16 protein-coding genes are annotated in these 18,600 nt (G+C 52.1%); 5 read left to right on the plus strand and 11 right to left on the minus strand.

Translation table 11 applies throughout. The features are described from left to right. The 11 genes from mraY to leuO form a co-directional block, all read right to left on the minus strand. Window positions 1–1,083: a phospho-N-acetylmuramoyl-pentapeptide-transferase gene (gene mraY, locus DA718_RS23795; protein ID WP_110272559.1), complete on the minus strand. Its 1,083-nt coding sequence runs from the start codon at window positions 1,081–1,083 to the stop codon at window positions 1–3. Next, complete coding sequence (gene murF, locus DA718_RS23800; RefSeq protein WP_112215528.1) at window positions 1,077–2,435, minus strand: UDP-N-acetylmuramoyl-tripeptide--D-alanyl-D-alanine ligase; 1,359 nt, start codon at window positions 2,433–2,435, stop codon at window positions 1,077–1,079. The genes mraY and murF overlap by 7 nt, the downstream gene beginning before the upstream one ends. Then, window positions 2,432–3,919, minus strand: coding sequence for a UDP-N-acetylmuramoyl-L-alanyl-D-glutamate--2,6-diaminopimelate ligase (gene murE / locus DA718_RS23805; RefSeq protein ID WP_112215529.1), 1,488 nt, complete (start codon window positions 3,917–3,919; stop codon window positions 2,432–2,434). The genes murF and murE overlap by 4 nt, the downstream gene beginning before the upstream one ends. Continuing rightward, on the minus strand, window positions 3,906–5,672 hold the full coding sequence (locus tag DA718_RS23810) for a peptidoglycan glycosyltransferase FtsI (protein ID WP_112215530.1): 1,767 nt from the start codon (window positions 5,670–5,672) through the stop codon (window positions 3,906–3,908). Before DA718_RS23810 ends, murE begins: the two co-directional genes overlap by 14 nt. A 15-nt stretch (window positions 5,673–5,687) precedes the next feature. Further along, on the minus strand, window positions 5,688–6,053 hold the full coding sequence (gene ftsL, locus DA718_RS23815; protein WP_110272563.1) for a cell division protein FtsL: 366 nt from the start codon (window positions 6,051–6,053) through the stop codon (window positions 5,688–5,690). Continuing rightward, the gene (gene rsmH / locus DA718_RS23820; RefSeq protein ID WP_112215531.1) at window positions 6,050–6,991 is read right to left on the minus strand and encodes a 16S rRNA (cytosine(1402)-N(4))-methyltransferase RsmH; all 942 of its coding nucleotides are present in this window, start codon (window positions 6,989–6,991) and stop codon (window positions 6,050–6,052) included. The genes ftsL and rsmH overlap by 4 nt, the downstream gene beginning before the upstream one ends. A gap of 1 nt (window position 6,992) precedes the next feature. Next, the gene (gene mraZ / locus DA718_RS23825) at window positions 6,993–7,451 is read right to left on the minus strand and encodes a division/cell wall cluster transcriptional repressor MraZ (RefSeq protein WP_110272565.1); all 459 of its coding nucleotides are present in this window, start codon (window positions 7,449–7,451) and stop codon (window positions 6,993–6,995) included. Window positions 7,452–8,100: 649 nt separating this feature from the next. Beyond that, window positions 8,101–9,105: a catabolite repressor/activator gene (gene cra, locus DA718_RS23830; RefSeq protein ID WP_112215532.1), complete on the minus strand. Its 1,005-nt coding sequence runs from the start codon at window positions 9,103–9,105 to the stop codon at window positions 8,101–8,103. A 180-nt stretch (window positions 9,106–9,285) separates the two neighbouring features. Then, window positions 9,286–9,777 (minus strand): acetolactate synthase small subunit, encoded by a 492-nt coding sequence (gene ilvN / locus DA718_RS23835; RefSeq protein ID WP_110272568.1) that lies wholly within the window; start codon window positions 9,775–9,777, stop codon window positions 9,286–9,288. A 2-nt stretch (window positions 9,778–9,779) separates the two neighbouring features. Beyond that, the gene (ilvI, locus tag DA718_RS23840) at window positions 9,780–11,504 is read right to left on the minus strand and encodes an acetolactate synthase 3 large subunit (RefSeq protein WP_112215533.1); all 1,725 of its coding nucleotides are present in this window, start codon (window positions 11,502–11,504) and stop codon (window positions 9,780–9,782) included. A 391-nt stretch (window positions 11,505–11,895) separates the two neighbouring features. Then, a complete protein-coding gene (leuO, locus tag DA718_RS23845) occupies window positions 11,896–12,864 on the minus strand; it encodes a transcriptional regulator LeuO (RefSeq protein WP_112215534.1) in 969 nt (322 codons plus the stop codon). Between the two features lie 605 nt (window positions 12,865–13,469). Here leuO and leuL point away from each other — a divergent pair. The 5 genes from leuL to leuD all read left to right on the plus strand — a co-directional run bounded on the left by leuL (window position 13,470) and on the right by leuD (window position 18,333). Beyond that, on the plus strand, window positions 13,470–13,556 hold the full coding sequence (gene leuL / locus DA718_RS23850) for a leu operon leader peptide (protein WP_110272571.1): 87 nt from the start codon (window positions 13,470–13,472) through the stop codon (window positions 13,554–13,556). A gap of 95 nt (window positions 13,557–13,651) precedes the next feature. Continuing rightward, complete coding sequence (gene leuA / locus DA718_RS23855) at window positions 13,652–15,223, plus strand: 2-isopropylmalate synthase (RefSeq protein WP_110272572.1); 1,572 nt, start codon at window positions 13,652–13,654, stop codon at window positions 15,221–15,223. After that, window positions 15,223–16,314 carry a 3-isopropylmalate dehydrogenase gene (gene leuB / locus DA718_RS23860; RefSeq protein WP_110272573.1) on the plus strand — a complete coding sequence of 364 codons (1,092 nt, stop codon included), beginning with the start codon at window positions 15,223–15,225 and terminating at the stop codon, window positions 16,312–16,314. The genes leuA and leuB overlap by 1 nt, the downstream gene beginning before the upstream one ends. A 2-nt stretch (window positions 16,315–16,316) precedes the next feature. Next, window positions 16,317–17,717, plus strand: a complete 1,401-nt coding sequence (gene leuC / locus DA718_RS23865) for a 3-isopropylmalate dehydratase large subunit (protein WP_112215535.1) — start codon at window positions 16,317–16,319, stop codon at window positions 17,715–17,717. Window positions 17,718–17,727: 10 nt separating this feature from the next. Beyond that, window positions 17,728–18,333, plus strand: coding sequence for a 3-isopropylmalate dehydratase small subunit (gene leuD, locus DA718_RS23870; protein WP_112215536.1), 606 nt, complete (start codon window positions 17,728–17,730; stop codon window positions 18,331–18,333). The last annotated feature ends 267 nt before the right edge of the window (window positions 18,334–18,600 follow it).

Consider the following 18,600-nt stretch of genomic DNA (forward strand, 5'->3'; position numbering starts at 1 on the left):
TTAACGTACCTTCAGCGTCGCCAGGCCAATCAGCACCAGCATCAGCGAAATAATCCAGAAGCGCACGATAACGCGCGGTTCTGGCCAGCCTTTCAATTCATAGTGATGGTGAATCGGCGCCATACGGAAGATGCGCTGTCCGCGCAGCTTGAAGGAGCCGACCTGCAAAATCACCGATAACGTTTCTACGACGAAAACGCCGCCCATAATCACCAGCAGGAACTCCTGGCGCAGCAGCACGGCGATGATGCCCAGCGCGCCGCCGAGGGCCAGCGAGCCAACATCCCCCATAAAGACCTGTGCCGGGTAAGTGTTAAACCACAAGAAGCCCAGACCCGCACCGACAATCGCCGTACAGACGATCACCAATTCACCCGCATGACGTAGATAAGGAATGTGCAGATAGCTGGCAAAATTCATGTTACCGCTAGCCCAGGCCACCAGCGCAAAGCCCGCCGCCACAAACACGGTCGGCATAATCGCCAGACCATCAAGGCCATCGGTCAGGTTGACCGCATTACCCGTACCAACGATGACAAAATAGGCCAGCAGGATATAGAACAGGCCCAACTGCGGCATCACGTCTTTAAAGAATGGGACCACCAGTTGAGTCGCTGGCGTATCTTTGCCCGCCATATACAGCGCAAAGGCGACGCCAAGTGCAATCACTGACATCCAGAAGTATTTCCAGCGGGCGATAAGGCCTTTGGTATCCTTGCGCACCACTTTGCGGTAGTCGTCAACGAAGCCGATGATGCCGTAGCCAATCAATACGGTCAGCACGCACCAGACGTAAGGGTTGGACGGATAGGCCCACAGCAGTACGGAGACAACAATAGCGGTCAGGATCATGATCCCGCCCATCGTCGGAGTACCGCGCTTGCTAAAGTGTGACTCCGGGCCATCGTTGCGCACAACCTGGCCGAAAGAGAGTTTTTGCAGACGGGCGATCATGCGCGGTCCCATCCACAGAGAGATGAACAGCGCGGTCAGCAGGCTGACAATGGCGCGAAACGTCAGGTAGGAAAAGACGTTAAAGCCTGAATAATATTTGACCAAATGTTCGGCCAGCCATACTAACATGTTCCGTTCTCCTGTAATGCGCGTACTACCACTTCCATGGCGGCACTACGTGAACCCTTCACTAAAATGGTCATAATTTTGTGTTCTGCAATAAGCTCGCGCAGACGAGCTAACAGCGCGGCCTTCTCGCTAAAATGTTCGCCAACACCGCTGGCACTGCTGATATCTGAACTCAACGTTCCGACGCTCAACACGCAATCGAGACCAGCCGCTTTCGCCGCCTCGCCCACCTGACGATGGCACGTCTCGCTTTCTGCGCCGAGCTCGGCCATATCGCCGACAACCAGCACCCGATAGCCCGGCATCTCAGATAAAACCTGCACCGCCGCGGTCATCGAGCCGACGTTTGCGTTGTATGAATCGTCCAGCAGGAGTTGGCTGTCGGTCAGCTGGATCGGGAACAGACGCCCCGGTACCGCCTTCAGATCCCGCAACCCGGCTTTAATCGCCTCATGAGTTGCACCAACCGCCATTGACAGCGCAGCGGCGGCCAGCGCATTAGCGATGTTGTGACGCCCTGGCAACGGCAGCAGTACATCAACGCTGCCCGTTGGGGTTTGCAGGGTAAATTCAGTACCGTGCGAGGTCACATGAACGTTAGTCGCCGTAAAATCGCTATTAGCGGCATTCGGCGAAAAGCGCCACGTTTTACGTTCGCCAATCACGCTTTGCCAGTTCAGCCAGTCATTGTTATCGGCGTTCATAATGGCAATGCCATTGACCGGCAGACCGGTATAAATTTCGCCCTTGGCTTTGGCAACACCTTCCAGCGAACCAAAACCTTCAAGATGCGCGGCAGCAAGATTGTTGACTAACGCGGCTTCAGGGCGCGTCAGGCTGACGGTCCAGGCTATTTCGCCCTGGTGATTAGCACCTAATTCGATAACCGCGTAATCATGTTCTTTGGTCAGGCGCAGCAGCGTCATCGGGACGCCGATATCGTTATTCAGATTGCCTGCGGTATACAGCGTGTTACCACACTGGCTGAGAATCGCGGCGGTCATCTCTTTGACCGAGGTTTTCCCGGAAGAACCAGTCAGTGCAACAACTCGCGCCGGAACCTGCTGGCGCACCCACGCGGCCAGTTCACCAAAGGCCAGACGCGTATCCTTCACCACCACCTGCGGCAAATCACACGCCAGCTGATGACTGACTAACAATGCGCCGGCACCTGCGGCTTTTGCCTGCTCGGCAAAATCATGCGCATCAAAGCGCTCGCCTTTCAGTGCCACGAACAGGCAGCCTGCTGTGATCTTGCGGGTATCTGAAGTAATGTCATCAACCGCCACATCGCTACCGCGCAGTTCACCGCGCGTCACGTCGGCAAGCTGGCTGAGAGTCAAGCGAATCATGCTACCGCTCCCAGCAGACGCGCCACGGTGAGGCGGTCAGAGTAATCCAGTCGGCGATTGCCGACGACCTGGTAGTCCTCATGGCCTTTACCTGCCACCAACACCACATCGTTTTCTTTTGCCTGCATTACCGCGTTGGTGACCGCTTCCGCACGGCCTTCCACCGCTTTGGCACGACCCGCATCGAGCATACCGGCCAGGATATCGTTAATAATCGCCCGCGGCTCTTCGGTGCGAGGATTGTCATCGGTGACAACCACGATATCGGCAAATTCTTCGGCGATGGCCCCCATCAGAGGACGCTTGCCTTTGTCGCGGTCTCCGCCGCAGCCAAACACACACCACAGCTTGCCGTTACAATGCAGACGCGCCGCCTGCAGCGCTTTTTCCAGGGCATCAGGCGTGTGGGCGTAATCAACCACGACGGTCGGTTTACCCGGCGCGCTGAACACCTCCATTCGCCCGCAAACCGGTTGCAGACGAGAAGCGGTTTTTAACAGTTCAGCCAGCGGATACCCCAACGCCAGCAGCGTTGCCAGCGCCAACAGCAGATTACTGACGTTAAACGCGCCCATCAGGCGGCTTTCGATCTCACCGTTGCCCCAGTTGGATTCAAACTGAATGGTTGCGCCGCTATCGTGATAATTCACAGCGGTTGCATTGAGCCAGCGGCCCCGGCAGTTCGGATTAATATGGTTTTCCATTGAAACAGCAACCGCATCCGGCAGCTTCGCCAGCCAGCGGCGGCCCACTTCATCGTCAGCGTTGACGATCGCCTGGCCGCAATGATGTGTTGAATAGAGCAGCCATTTCGCCGCTTCGTAATGCTCCATGTCGCCATGGTAATCGAGGTGATCGCGGCTCAGATTAGTAAAGACCGATGCGGAAAACTTCAGCGCGGCAACGCGATGCTGCACCAGGCCATGGGAGGAAACCTCCATCGCGGCAAACGTCGCCCCCTGTCCTGCCAGGCCGGAGAGTACGTGCTGCACATCCACCGCAGAACCGGTAGTATTTTCTGTTGGGATCACGTTCTCCAGCAGACCATTGCCTACCGTACCCATCACCGCACTGGTTTCGCCAAGCAGTTGCGCCCATTGCGCCAACAGTTGAGTGGTGGTTGTCTTGCCGTTCGTCCCGGTAACGCCAACCAGGCGCAGCTGTTCCGAAGGCTGATGGTAAAAACGCCCGGCCAGCGCGGATAAGCGCTCATTGAGTTGGCTCAGGTAAATGACCGGCACGCCGTGCATCTCACGGATTTCGCCGTCATCAGCCTCATCTTTGGCCTCAGCAATAATGGCAGCAACACCTTGCGCTATCGCCTGCGGGATATAACGACGCCCGTCCGCCTGATGACCCAAAACCGCGATAAAAAGATCGCCAGAAGCAGCCACCCGGCTGTCCAGCGTCATTTCCCGCAGAATTCGCTCCGGCGCATTTGGCACCCACGGAGCGAGAAGGTCGCGCAAATTACGATCTGCCACCTGTTCCCTCGCCTTGATTAATGACTAATTCACTTTTCTCAGCCGTTGCCAGCGCATCCGGCTCGATGTTCATGGTACGCAGTACGCCGCCCATGATGGCACCGAAGACCGGCGCGGAAACGGCGCCGCCGTAGTATTTACCCGCCTGCGGGTCGTTGATCACCACCACCAGCGCGAAACGCGGATGGCTGGCGGGCGCAACGCCTGCGGTGTAAGCAATATATTTGTTGATGTAGCGACCATCCGGTCCTACTTTCTTCGCCGTACCGGTTTTAATGGCGATGCGATAGCCTTTGATCGCCGCCTTCACGCCGCCGCCGCCGGGCAGCGCCACGCTTTCCATCATGTGAACAACAGTACGAACGAGTGATTCCGGGAAAACGCGCTCACCCGGAACCGGTGGATCAACTTTGGTAATCGACAGCGGGCGATAGATGCCATAGCTGCCAATCGTTGCGTAGACTCGCGCTAACTGTAACGGCGTTACCATTAGCCCATAGCCGAAAGAAAAGGTGGCCCTCTCTATGTCAGACCACCGTTGTTTTTGAGGATATAAGCCACTGCGTTCTCCGACCAACCCCAAATTGGTCGCTTTTCCAAGTCCAAAACGTGAGTAAGTATCTACTAACGCTGAGGACGGCATCGCTAACGCCAGCTTGGAAACACCGACGTTACTCGACTTCTGTAGTACCCCGGTCAGGGTCAATTCGCTATAGCGCGCCACGTCTTTAATCTCGTGGCCGTTAATTCGGTATGGAATGGTATTCAGCACGGTATTTTCATTAACGATACCGCGCTGGAGCGCCGTCATTACTACCATCGGCTTCACCGTTGAACCAGGTTCAAACACGTCGGTGATGGCGCGGTTACGCATCGTATCTTTGGCGGTACCGGCGAAATTATTCGGGTTGTAAGAGGGGCTGTTGGCCATCGCCAGCACTTCGCCGGTGTTAACATCGACCAGAACCGCAGTACCTGACTCCGCTTTGTTAAAGGCCACCGCGTTGTTCAGTTCACGATAGACCAGCGCCTGCAGGCGTTCGTCGATGCTCAGCGCAAGATTATGCGCCGCCTGGCTGTCGGTGGAAGAAATGTCTTCAATCACGCGGCCATAGCGGTCTTTACGCACGACACGTTCGCCAGGCTGGCCGGTAAGCCACTTATCGAAACTCTTCTCGACGCCCTCAATCCCCTGGCTATCCACGTTGGTGAAGCCAATAAGGTGAGCGGTTACTTCTCCTGACGGGTAGTAACGGCGCGACTCTTCACGCAAATGAATCCCCGGTAGCTTCAGCTTGCGGATGTAATCGGCCATATCAGGGTTAACCTGACGCGCCAGATAGATGAAACGCATTCGCGGGTTGGTATTAATACGCGATGCCAGCTGATCCAGCGGCATATTCAACGCATCGGCCAGCGCTTTCCAACGATTATCCAGCGTGACACCGCCAGCATCGTGTAGCTCTTTCGGGTCAGCCCAAATCGCTTTTACCGGCACGCTCACTGCCAGCGGGCGACCAGAGCGGTCGGTAATCATCCCACGCGCGGTGGAAACTTCCTGTACGCGCAGAGAGCGCATATCGCCCTGACGTACCAGCATATCCGGACTAATCACCTGCAGCCAGGCCACGCGGCCCAGCAGGAAGCCCAGCGCCAGCAGAATACAGCCGCATAACAACGCAAAACGCCAACTGACAAAGTTGGCCTGTTCTTCCTGACGTTTTGCTTTTGGCGTTTTCGGCGCTGCTTTCATGCGTCGCAATAATCCTTATTTCTGTACAACGATATTTTCTTGTGATGGATCAACGTGTTGCATCTGCAACTTCTCCGTCGCGATCCGCTCAACCCGACTGTGATCGCCCAAGGCGTTCTCTTCAAGGATCAGGTTGCGCCATTCAATATCCAGCGCGTCACGTTCCAGAACCAGTTGTTCACGCTGTGCCGTTAACAGGCGAGTATGGTGCGCCGTTGTCACCACCGTAATCGCCGTAACAATGATGCAAATGAACAGACAGAGTGGCAGCTTCCCAAACCGCAGAAGGTCGTCTCCGATCACGCCAGGCAAAGCATGGCGCTCGTTGCTTCCAATCGACCCTTTAACCTTGCTTAGGGCTTCTGTCACTCTGCCGATCATGCGTTCGTCCTCTCTGCAATACGCAGAACTGAACTACGGGCACGAGGATTTTCAGCTACCTCTTCTTCACCCGGCATCAACTTGCCTAGTGCTCTTAACTCACGGCCGCCCAGTTTTTTGAGCTGCTCTTCGGTCATCGGTAATCCAGCCGGAACCTGCGGACCGCGGCTTTGTTCACGCATAAAGCGCTTCACAATACGGTCTTCCAGCGAATGGAAACTGATGATTGAGAGCCGCCCACCCGGAGCCAGCACGCTGAGCGAGCTTTTTAGCGCCTGCTCTATCTCCTCCAGTTCACTGTTCACCCAAATGCGCACCGCCTGGAAGGTACGGGTCGCGGGATGTTTGAATTTGTCCTTTACCGGGGTGGCGGCCGTCACAACTTCCGCCAACTCTTTAGTTCGCGTCATCGGCTCCACACGGTTGCGCTCAACAATGGCGCGGGCAATACGTTTACCAAAACGCTCCTCGCCAAAGGTTTTAATCACCCAGGCAATATCGGCTTCATCGGCAGTTTGTAGCCACTCGGCGGCAGATTGACCGCGAGTTGGATCCATGCGCATATCCAGCGGGCCATCGCGCATAAACGAAAAACCGCGTTCAGCATCATCAAGCTGCGGAGAGGAAACTCCAAGATCGAGCAGAATCCCATCGATCTTGCCAGTAAGTTCGCGCTCGCTAACATAATCAGCAAGCGCAGAGAAAGGACCATGAATGATGGAGAAGCGCGGATCATCGATGGTCTTCGCAACGGCGATAGCCTGTGGATCGCGATCGATTGCCAGCAGACGTCCCTCCGCTCCCAGTTGGGAGAGAATCAGACGCGAGTGACCACCGCGACCAAAGGTTCCATCAATGTAGATACCATCCGGACGAATATTCAGGCCGTTGACGGCTTCATCCAGAAGTACCGTAGTATGTTTAAAATTTTCCATCATTTTACAAAGACAAGTCCTGCAGGCGCTCCGACAGTTCCCCGGATGCGGACTGCTCAGCGTCGATATCTTCCTTGACCCGTTGATACCAGGTCGTTTCATCCCACAGCTCAAATTTATTGAACTGCCCGACCAGCATCACTTCTTTTGTCAGCCCGGCATGTTGCCGCAGCACCGGGGCAATCAATAGTCGCCCGGCATTATCCATCTGACATTCGCTGGCATGCCCCAGAAGCAAACGCTGCACGCGCCGCTCAGTGGGATTCATGCTCGATAAACGCGACAATTTTTGCTCGATGATTTCCCACTCGGGCAAGGGGTAAAGCAGCAGGCATGGGTGATGAATGTCAATGGTGCAAACCAATTGACCGGAAGCGTCCTCGATCAGCCCGTCGCGGTAACGCGTCGGTACGGCCAGACGGCCTTTGCTGTCAAGATTGACTAACGTTGCCCCTCGGAACATGCCAGCCTCACCCCTTTTCACCACTTTAACCCACAAATTCCCACAAATTCCCACAAGAAGGAGTTTACGGAGCGGAGGAAAAGCTTGTCAAGCCAGCACGGATGCTAACAGAGCTCAAAAACCCATTATTTACAGCCGATATTCACCCTGATGGAAAATCACCCAACAAACGAAGCAAATTAACGTTATGAATATCGGCAAGAAAACAACCAACAAACTTGTAACAGTTAAAAGCAGCAAAATATCTTCGCGGGGAAAATATAAAGTGTCAGTTTGCGACGCGAGCGGCATTTTAGGCCATTCTGATGTCCGTTAACAGCACCAGTTGTTGTCAGAGAAGCACGTTTGCCGCGGGGTACAGAGTAATGAGGGGGAGCACGGGCATAAAATGATTGTTAATTCAGCAAATAACCAAATGAATGTAACAAAATAATACGAATAAAAACCTGAAGCGCTTTTCATGCACGCACTTGATACAAAAAGGCAATGGGTCCTAATAAAACAAAAATAATACGTAAAGAAGTTTAGGGATTTGTCTGAAAGATATTCAGCCAAAAAATATTTACATCATTTGTTCGGATTATCGCCAGACGAGTATCCATCTGGCGAACAACCTACGAATAATCCTAACCGCATGCTGCCGATATGTTTAACGACGGTTCAAACTACCACGACGATACAGATTGCGCCGGATGCGACTCAAGCCCGGCTTTGGTTTGCGCGGTTCATCAAGGCTAGCGAGCACAATCTCCAGTACGCGTTCAGCAACATCACGATGGCGCTGAGCAACGGCTAACACCGGACACTGGAGGAAATCCAGCAGCTCATTATCGCCAAAAGTCGCAATAGCCAGTTCAGAAGGCAGCTTCCCTTCCCGACGTAACGTCACGTCCATCACCCCCTGCAACAGCGGAAATGATGTCGTGAACAGCGCCTGCGGCATCGGATGCGTTTCCAGCCACTTCTCGAATAGCTGTGCCGCTGCTTCGCGTTCATAGCTGTTGGCGTAGAGGTAATTCACCTCTCGCGGATCGTCTTTCCATGCCGTACGGAAGCCCTGCTCGCGCAGGAAGCTCACCGATAGCTCCGGTAACGCACCAAGATACAGTACCGTCTCAGCAGGGAATTTACGTAATTCCGCGCCGAGCATTTCAGCATCGTCCTGATCGGCACCAACAACGCTAGTAAAGTGTTCACGATCGAGCGCCCGGTCAAGGGCGACAATCGGGAAGGAATCATTGGCCCAGCGTTGATAGAACGGATGTTCAGGCGGTAGCGAGGTAGAAACGATAATGGCATCAACCTGACGCTGTAGCAGGTGCTCAATACAACGCATTTCGTTATCCGGTTGATCCTCAGAACAAGCAATCAATAACTGATAGCCGCGCTGACGCGCCTGACGCTCCAGGTAATTAGCGATGCGCGTATAGCTGGTATTTTCCAGATCTGGAATGACCAGACCAATGGAACGCGTGCGTCCTGCACGCAAGCCCGCAGCGACCGCATTCGGGTGATAATTGTGCTCACGAACAACCGCCATCACCTTTTCAACAGTCTTATCGCTAACGCGATACTGCTTCGCTTTACCGTTAATCACATAGCTAGCGGTGGTTCGCGAGACACCGGCCAGCCGGGCGATTTCATCCAGTTTCACAATTGCCCCTTGGGTAATAAGTACAGAACATAACCATTCTTCAGGTATGGATTCATTTTTATAACATCTAAGCGCAGAAAAGTGAGCACAGCAACCGCTTTAGTCCACAGTTCCCACCGATTTCGCAAAAAAATAGCCCGACAGGCGGTGTCGGGCTATTTTTACATCAGTTTCAGCGACTCAACGCATGATTTTGTCGCCGCGCGACAATCCGACTACACCGGAGCGAGCCACTTCCACAATTCGCGCAACATCGCGCAGTGAAGCCAGGAACGCATCCAGCTTGTCGCTAGTGCCCGCCAGTTGAACGGTATAAATAGACGGCGTCACATCAATAATTTGCCCACGGAAAATCTCCGTGTTGCGCTTGACCTCATCGCGCCCATAACCGCTGGCCTGGACTTTCACCAGCATAATTTCTCGCTCAACATGCGCGCCCTGCCCAAGCTCAGTAACGCGTAAAACGTCCACCAGCTTATGTAATTGCTTTTCTATTTGCTCTATCGCTTTCTCATCGCCAACGGTTTGAATCGTCATCCTGGACAGCGTCGGATCGTCCGTCGGAGCTACCGTCAGGCTTTCAATATTATAGCCACGCTGCGAAAAGAGACCGATCACGCGGGATAATGCACCCGATTCATTCTCCAGCAATACTGATAATATCCGGCGCATAATCAGGTCCTCTCCGTTTTGCTCAGCCACATCTCGTCCATACCACCGCCGCGAATCTGCATAGGGTATACATGCTCACTGCCGTCAACCGTCACATCGACAAAAACCAGGCGATTGTTACGTACTTGCTCCAGAGCTTCAGTCAGCTTCGCTTCCAGCTCCTGTGGGTCGCTAATACGAATCCCGACATGACCATAGGCTTCCGCTACGCGGGCAAAATCGGGTAGCGATTCCATATAAGATTGTGAATGACGGCCAGAATAAAGCATATCTTGCCACTGCTTAACCATCCCGAGATAACGATTGTTCAGATTCAGTACCAATACAGGAAGATCGTATTGCAACGCGGTAGACAGCTCCTGAATATTCATCTGAATACTGCCATCACCCGTCACACAGACAACCGTTTCCTCCGGTAGCGCCATCTTCACACCAAGTGCCGCGGGTAAGCCGAATCCCATGGTCCCCAGCCCGCCGGAATTAATCCAACGCCTTGGTTTGTCGAAAGGATAATAGAGTGCTGCAAACATTTGGTGCTGGCCAACATCAGACGTCACGTACGCATCGCCGTTAGTCAGACGCCAGATAGTCTCGATAACCGCCTGCGGTTTGATTTTGCCGCTTTGGGTGTCGTATTGCAGACAATGACGCGCACGCCACTGTTCAATCTGCTGCCACCAGTCGCGAATTTCATCTAACGGCTGCAGAGACTCCTCGTGTTCGAGTAGCTCCAGCATTTGTTCCAGCACCAGACGCGCATCACCAACGATAGGAACATCGGCGGGAACGGTCTTTGAAATCGAAGTGGGATCAATATCAATGTGCAACACCGTCGCATTCGGACAGTACTTTGCCAGATTGTTCGTCGTACGATCGTCGAAGCGCACACCAACAGCGAAAATCACATCAGAGTTATGCATAGTCATGTTGGCCTCATAGGTGCCATGCATACCTAACATCCCCAATGCCTGCTGATGCGATGCAGGAAAAGCGCCCAGCCCCATCAGCGAAGAAACGACGGGCAGCTTCAGTTTCTCAACCAGGGTATATAGCTGTGGTTCACATTTCGCATTTATCGCCCCACCGCCAACATAAACGACCGGTTTTTTTGCCGTAATCAGCGTTTGCAGCGCACGCTTAATTTGCCCTTTATGGCCCGTTGTCGTCGGGTTATAGGAGCGCATGCTGACCGTCTCTGGCCAGGTGTAGGGCAGCTTTTTCGCCGGGTTCAAAATATCCTTCGGCAAATCAACCACCACCGGACCAGGACGTCCACTCGCCGCCAGCCAAAAGGCTTTTTTTAGGACGCCTGGGATATCTTCGGTTTGCTTAACCAGGAAGCTGTGCTTCACCACCGGTCGGGAAATCCCCACCATATCGCACTCCTGAAAAGCATCGTAACCAATTAAAGAGGTCGCAACCTGTCCGGAGAGAATCACCAGCGGAATAGAATCCATGTAGGCCGTCGCAATGCCGGTAATCGCGTTCGTGGCTCCTGGCCCCGACGTCACCAGCACTACACCGACTTCGCCTGTCGCACGGGCCAGGCCATCAGCCATATGAACAGCGGCTTGTTCATGGCGAACCAGAATATGATCGATACCACCAAGGGTATGTAACGCATCGTAGATATCGAGGACTGCGCCCCCGGGATAACCGAACACTTGCTTGACGCCCTGATCGACTAGCGACTGGACGACCATCTCGGCTCCTGACAACATCTCCATGGTTTGCCTCCCGGCTTATTGTTTTTAACGACAGCGGAATCCAATTTCCGCGCGCTCGCACAATACGAAGCAAAAAAGCTCCGCAGTGAGGTGAATAGATTGCATGCCTTTACCATAACTGCTCGCCAACGGGCAGGCAATTAGCCACCGCCGCCACACTGCAAGCATTAATAGAAGAAAAGATAGAATCTAAGGGGAAAAGTGGTGAAAAACTTCAGAGATAAGAAAATATGATGGCCAATGCTCGGATAAAATTACCAACTACAGTAAATCATCCATTTTTCATCTGATACTGATGACCACCAACAAGGTTAAACAGAATAAAATTCTGCATTTCATCATTTTTATCACACAAAGCAGGAGCCGAAGCCCCCGTTTGTTTAGCGACAATTTAGCGCTGGCAAATACTCGTCAGTAATTCTTCCATCCACTGATGACCTTTATCGCGCCCCGCCGCTTCGTGCCAGGAGAGATAGCAGGTGCGGCTATTCACTTTCAGCGGCAAAGGTAATATTTGTAGATCCAGCTTATCGGCAAACTCAGTCGCCAGCCAGCGTGGTGCAATTGCAACCATGTTGGTCTGCGAAACAACATTTAATACGCTGACCATCGCATTTCCCTGATACGCTATGCGAGATTGTTTATCTGCAGAGTCATACCATGGCTGGCTAAATGATGCGTAGCGGTCGAGAGCAACCACCGCATGTTCTTCCTGATAAATATCCGTTTCCATTAACGGCCCGGAAATACGCGGATGCTTCCGACTGGCAACCAGCACCATTTCATCTTTAAATAATGGAACACAAGCAAACTCAGGACGACGAAACTCTTCATAACCAACAACGAATTCAATTTCCTGATAACGCAATTGATGCTCAGTGTTTTGATTCAATGCTGATTTAAAAACCAAATGAATGTTCGGCGCAATTTCGCCAACTTTATTAAAGATAACGGAAGTCAAATAGTTATCTAACGGGCTACAGACACACAGATTGAAAACACGTTCACTACTGAGCGGCTCAAAGCCAGAGCCTGGTAATTCATTTTGTACTAACTGCAGTGCTTGACGTACTGAGCCAAATAGCTGGAAAGCACGTGCTGTAGGCTGGATGCCGCGTCCGTAGCGAACAAACAGCTCATCATTAAACATCACTTTTAAACGTGATACCGCATTACTGACCGCTGGTTGGGACATTCCCAAAGAATGGGCCGCACGGGTGATGTTTTGTTCCTGCATCACCGCATCAAAAACGGTAAGTAGATTGAGATCAACCATACGCAGTTGAGGTTTAGTGATCTCTGCCCCTGGGGCAGCTTTATATTCAGTACCTTCAATTAACATATCTAACTCCACTGTCACGCTAAATTCCCTTTGCCAAAGTGCAGTAATTAATTCTGAGAATATCATTTATCATGCATATGACATTTGCAAAAGGGCAAAGATGAATTTTAGGAATATATCAAGGTTATGAGTGGCGACGAAAAATCCGCACGATTGAAAGTACCGAAACCACTTAAACCATATCGTTTACTTGATGATATTAATTTTACCCATAAATATTAAAAATAAACAACAATAGTAGTGGTTAACTATAATTTAAGCATTATTAAAGTATCTATTTAAGCCGACCTTAAAGATAACATTTATTTATCATTGATAATCTATCCACATTCACATAAAAACATTCACAAAATAAATAAATTCATGATTTTCATTAAGATATCATCTAGCCATCACGCACAGGAAATGAGAGCGTAAATGAAAAGAAAACTTATCAAATGTTGACAGTCACACAGCGAGGAGCAACATCCAAAAAAGGATCATCGGTAAAAAAGCGCGATCTCTAGCACAATTAGCTAATTCACCACTCTGGCAAAAAGACGTTTTCTTCTTCCGAGTGTTGACATTAAACGCCATATCCAGTAACTCTAAAAGCATAACGATTTCATTTGGAGTATGACGCAATGATTTGCACCACTCGCTTCCTCAGCCTACTACTACTAAACGCATCCATTTTGCGCGGTAGGCTGTTGGGCGACGTTCATCGTTAAGTCATCTTCCAGCAAGACTATAAAACCCGCGCCGATGCGCGGGTTTTTTTATGCTCGTCAGCAAGGCGCCCGGACACAGACTAAGGATTTAAACCATGAGCCAGCAAGTCATTATTTTCGATACAACCTTACGTGACGGCGAACAAGCCTTACAGGCCAGCCTGAGTGTGAAAGAGAAGCTGCAAATTGCTCTGGCCCTGGAGCGTATGGGCGTTGATGTGATGGAAGTCGGTTTTCCGGTCTCTTCTCCGGGCGACTTTGAGTCCGTACAAACCATCGCTCGCAACATTAAGAACAGTCGCGTTTGTGCGCTGGCCCGCTGTGTTGAAAAAGATATTGATGTAGCGGCAGAATCTTTAAAAGTGGCAGAGGCGTTTCGCATTCATACCTTTATCGCCACCTCACCGATGCATATCGCCACCAAACTGCGCAGCACCCTGGACGAAGTGATTGAGCGCGCGGTGTATATGGTGAAGCGCGCACGTAATTATACTGACGACGTTGAGTTTTCCTGTGAAGATGCTGGCCGTACGCCGATTGCCGATCTGGCGCGTGTCGTCGAAGCAGCCATTAACGCTGGCGCCACCACCATCAACATCCCGGACACCGTCGGCTACACCATGCCGTTCGAATTCGCCAATATTATTACCGGCCTGTACGAACACGTTCCGAATATCGATAAAGCGATTATCTCCGTCCACACTCATGACGATTTAGGCATTGCGGTCGGTAACGCCATCGCTGCGGTTCACGCCGGCGCTCGTCAGGTTGAAGGCGCAATGAACGGCATCGGCGAGCGCGCAGGTAACTGCTCGCTGGAAGAAGTGATCATGGCTATCAAAGTGCGCAAAGACATCATGGATGTGCACACCCGCATTAATCACAACGAAATCTGGCGCACCAGCCAGACCGTTAGCCAGATTTGCAATATGCCGATCCCGGCGAACAAAGCCATCGTCGGTACCGGAGCCTTCGCTCACTCCTCTGGTATTCACCAGGATGGTGTGCTGAAGAATCGCGAAAACTACGAAATCATGACGCCGGAATCTATTGGCCTGAACCAGGTTCAGTTGAACCTGACTTCTCGTTCAGGCCGTGCCGCGGTGAAACACCGTATGGAAGAGATGGGCTATAAAGAAAGCGACTACAACATGGATCATCTGTATGACGCTTTCCTGAAGCTGGCGGATAAAAAGGGCCAGGTGTTTGATTATGATCTGGAAGCTTTAGCCTTCATTAACAAGCAGCAAGAAGAGCCAGAACATTTCCGCCTGGACTACTTCAGCGTCCAGTCCGGTTCCAGCGATATCGCGACCGCGTCTGTGAAGCTGGCCTGTGGTGAAGAAACGAAAGCTGAAGCCGCCAACGGCAATGGCCCAGTAGATGCCATTTATCAAGCGATTAACCGTATCACCGGCTATGAGGTTGAGTTGGTTAAATACGACCTGAACGCCAAGGGTCAGGGCAAAGATGCGCTGGGTCAGGTGGATATCGTGGCAACCTACAACGGACGTCGCTTCCACGGCGTGGGTCTGGCAACGGATATCGTGGAATCATCCGCGAAAGCCATGGTTCACGTCCTGAACAACATCTGGCGCGCCGCCGAAGTCGAGAAAGAATTGCAACGCAAAGCTCAGAATAAAGAGAACAATAAGGAAACCGTGTAATGTCGAAGAATTACCATATTGCTGTTTTGCCAGGTGATGGTATTGGCCCGGAAGTCATGAACCAGGCGATGAAAGTACTGGAAGCTGTTCGCAACCGTTTTGATATGCGCATTACCACCAGTCAACATGACGTCGGCGGCATCGCCATCGACCGTCAGGGCACTCCGTTACCACAGACGACCGTAGAAGGCTGCGAGCAGGCTGATGCGATTTTATTTGGTTCCGTTGGTGGCCCGAAATGGGAACACCTGCCGCCTGCAGAGCAGCCGGAGCGCGGCGCGCTGCTGCCGCTGCGTAAACACTTCAAATTATTCAGCAACCTGCGTCCAGCCAAGCTGTACCAGGGTCTGGAAGAGTTCTGCCCGCTGCGTGCGGATATCGCCGCCAACGGTTTCGATATTCTGTGCGTTCGTGAACTGACCGGCGGCATCTACTTCGGCCAACCAAAAGGTCGTGAAGGCAGTGGTCAGCACGAGAAAGCGTTTGATACCGAGGTGTATCACCGTTTTGAGATTGAGCGTATCGCTCACATTGCGTTTGAATCTGCCCGCAAGCGTCGTCACAAAGTCACTTCTATTGATAAAGCCAACGTGCTGCAGTCTTCTATTTTGTGGCGCGAAATCGTGAGTGAAATTAGCAAGCAGTATCCCGACGTTGAACTGGCGCATATGTACATCGACAACGCCACCATGCAACTGATTAAAGATCCGTCTCAGTTCGACGTTCTGCTGTGTTCCAACTTGTTTGGAGACATCTTGTCTGATGAGTGCGCCATGATCACGGGTTCTATGGGCATGCTGCCATCCGCCAGCCTCAACGAGCAAGGTTTCGGCCTGTACGAACCAGCCGGCGGCTCCGCTCCGGATATCGCAGGCAAAAACATCGCTAACCCGATCGCGCAGATCCTGTCGCTGGCGCTGCTGCTGCGCTACAGCCTGGATGCCGATAACGCGGCAACGGCAATTGAGAATGCGATCAACCGAGCATTAGAAGAAGGCGTGCGTACCGGTGATTTAGCTCGCGGTGCGGCAGCGGTCGGTACCGATGAAATGGGCGATATCATTGCCCGCTATGTCGCTGAAGGGGTGTAATCATGGCGAAGACGTTATACGAAAAATTGTTTGATGCTCATGTCGTTTATGAAGCGCAAAACGAAACCCCGCTGTTGTACATCGACCGTCATCTGGTCCATGAGGTTACCTCGCCGCAAGCATTTGATGGCCTGCGCGCCCACAACCGCCCGGTACGCCAGCCGGGTAAAACCTTCGCCACCATGGATCACAACGTTTCAACGCAAACCAAAGACATTAATGCGTCCGGTGAAATGGCGCGTATCCAGATGCAGGAACTGATTAAAAACTGCAAAGAGTTTGGCGTTGAACTGTATGACCTGAACCACCCTTACCAGGGCATCGTCCACGTGATGGGGCCGGAACAGGGCGTTACCCTGCCGGGTATGACTATCGTCTGTGGCGATTCCCACACGGCGACTCATGGTGCATTCGGTGCGTTGGCCTTCGGTATCGGCACCTCAGAAGTTGAGCACGTGCTGGCGACCCAGACCCTCAAGCAGGGTCGTGCTAAAACCATGAAAATTGAAGTCAAGGGTAAAGCGGCTCCAGGCATCACGGCAAAAGATATCGTACTGGCGATTATTGGTAAAACCGGCAGCGCTGGCGGTACCGGGCACGTTGTCGAATTCTGCGGCGAAGCTATTCGTGATTTAAGCATGGAAGGTCGTATGACCCTGTGCAATATGGCCATTGAACTGGGTGCCAAAGCGGGCCTGGTAGCGCCTGACCAAACGACTTTTGACTATGTGAAAGGCCGTCTGCACGCGCCGAAAGGTCAGGATTTTGACGATGCTGTCGCATACTGGAAGACCCTGACTACCGACGATGGCGCGACTTTTGATAGCGTTGTCACTCTGCAAGCAGAAGAGATTGCCCCGCAGGTCACCTGGGGAACTAACCCAGGCCAGGTTATCTCCGTCACCGACATCATCCCGGACCCGACATCATTCACCGATCCGGTAGAACGTGCGAGTGCTGAAAAAGCGCTGGCGTATATGGGCCTGAAGTCTGGCGTGCCGTTAACTGAAGTAGCGATTGATAAAGTCTTTATCGGCTCTTGCACCAACTCTCGCATCGAAGACTTACGTGCCGCAGCGGAAATCGCTAAAGGCCGCAAAGTGGCGCCAGGCGTTCAGGCGCTGGTTGTACCAGGCTCCGGTCCGGTGAAAGCGCAAGCTGAAGCAGAAGGTCTGGATAAAATATTTATTGAAGCCGGTTTTGAATGGCGTCTGCCGGGTTGTTCCATGTGCCTGGCAATGAACAACGATCGCCTGAACCCGGGTGAGCGCTGTGCATCTACCAGCAACCGTAACTTTGAAGGCCGTCAGGGCCGCGGCGGACGCACCCATTTGGTCAGCCCGGCAATGGCCGCAGCGGCAGCCGTTACCGGCCATTTCGCCGACATCCGTAGCTTGAAATAAGGAAACCATCATGGCAGAGAAATTTACCCAACATACCGGCCTGGTGGTTCCGCTGGATGCTGCGAACGTGGACACCGATGCAATCATTCCAAAGCAGTTTCTGCAGAAAGTGACGCGTACCGGCTTTGGCGCACATCTGTTTAACGACTGGCGCTTCCTGGATGACAAAGGCAAGCAGCCTAATCCTGAATTTGTGCTGAACTTCCCTGAGTACAAAGGCGCGTCTATCCTGCTGGCGCGTGAAAACTTCGGCTGCGGCTCCTCACGCGAGCACGCGCCGTGGGCGTTGACCGACTATGGTTTTAAAGTCGTTATCGCCCCAAGCTTTGCCGATATCTTCTATGGCAACAGTTTCAACAACCAGTTGCTGCCGGTCACCCTGAGCGACGAACAGGTCGATGAAATGTTTAAGCTGGTTCAGGCGCAGCCAGGCATTAAATTTGAAGTTGATCTGCAAGCTGAAGTGGTTAAAGCGGGCGATAAATCCTACAGCTTTAAAATTGATGCTTTCCGCCGTCACTGTATGCTCAATGGCCTGGACAGCATCGGCTTGACCCTGCAGCATGAAGATGCAATCTCTACCTACGAGAATAAACAACCCACCTTTATGAATTAAAACCACGCATAGTTCATCTCTCAGCCCGGTCTTTGCGCCGGGCTTTTTGTTTTCCTCAGCAGAAAAATGAGATCTGGCGCACATATATCGATATTATTCGGCCTGATATATAGAAATATTTAAAGCCAGGAAAATAAATATTTATCAATTGGGCATTTATTCAATCATTCCCCTCCTTTTATTGTGTCAATTCACAAGTACAAGTAAAAAATCGCTTGAGATATTTAAGATAAGAATACAAATATGTAACTAAAACGTTAACTCCAT

Source organism: Klebsiella huaxiensis, assembly GCF_003261575.2.
Taxonomy (GTDB): domain Bacteria; phylum Pseudomonadota; class Gammaproteobacteria; order Enterobacterales; family Enterobacteriaceae; genus Klebsiella; species Klebsiella huaxiensis.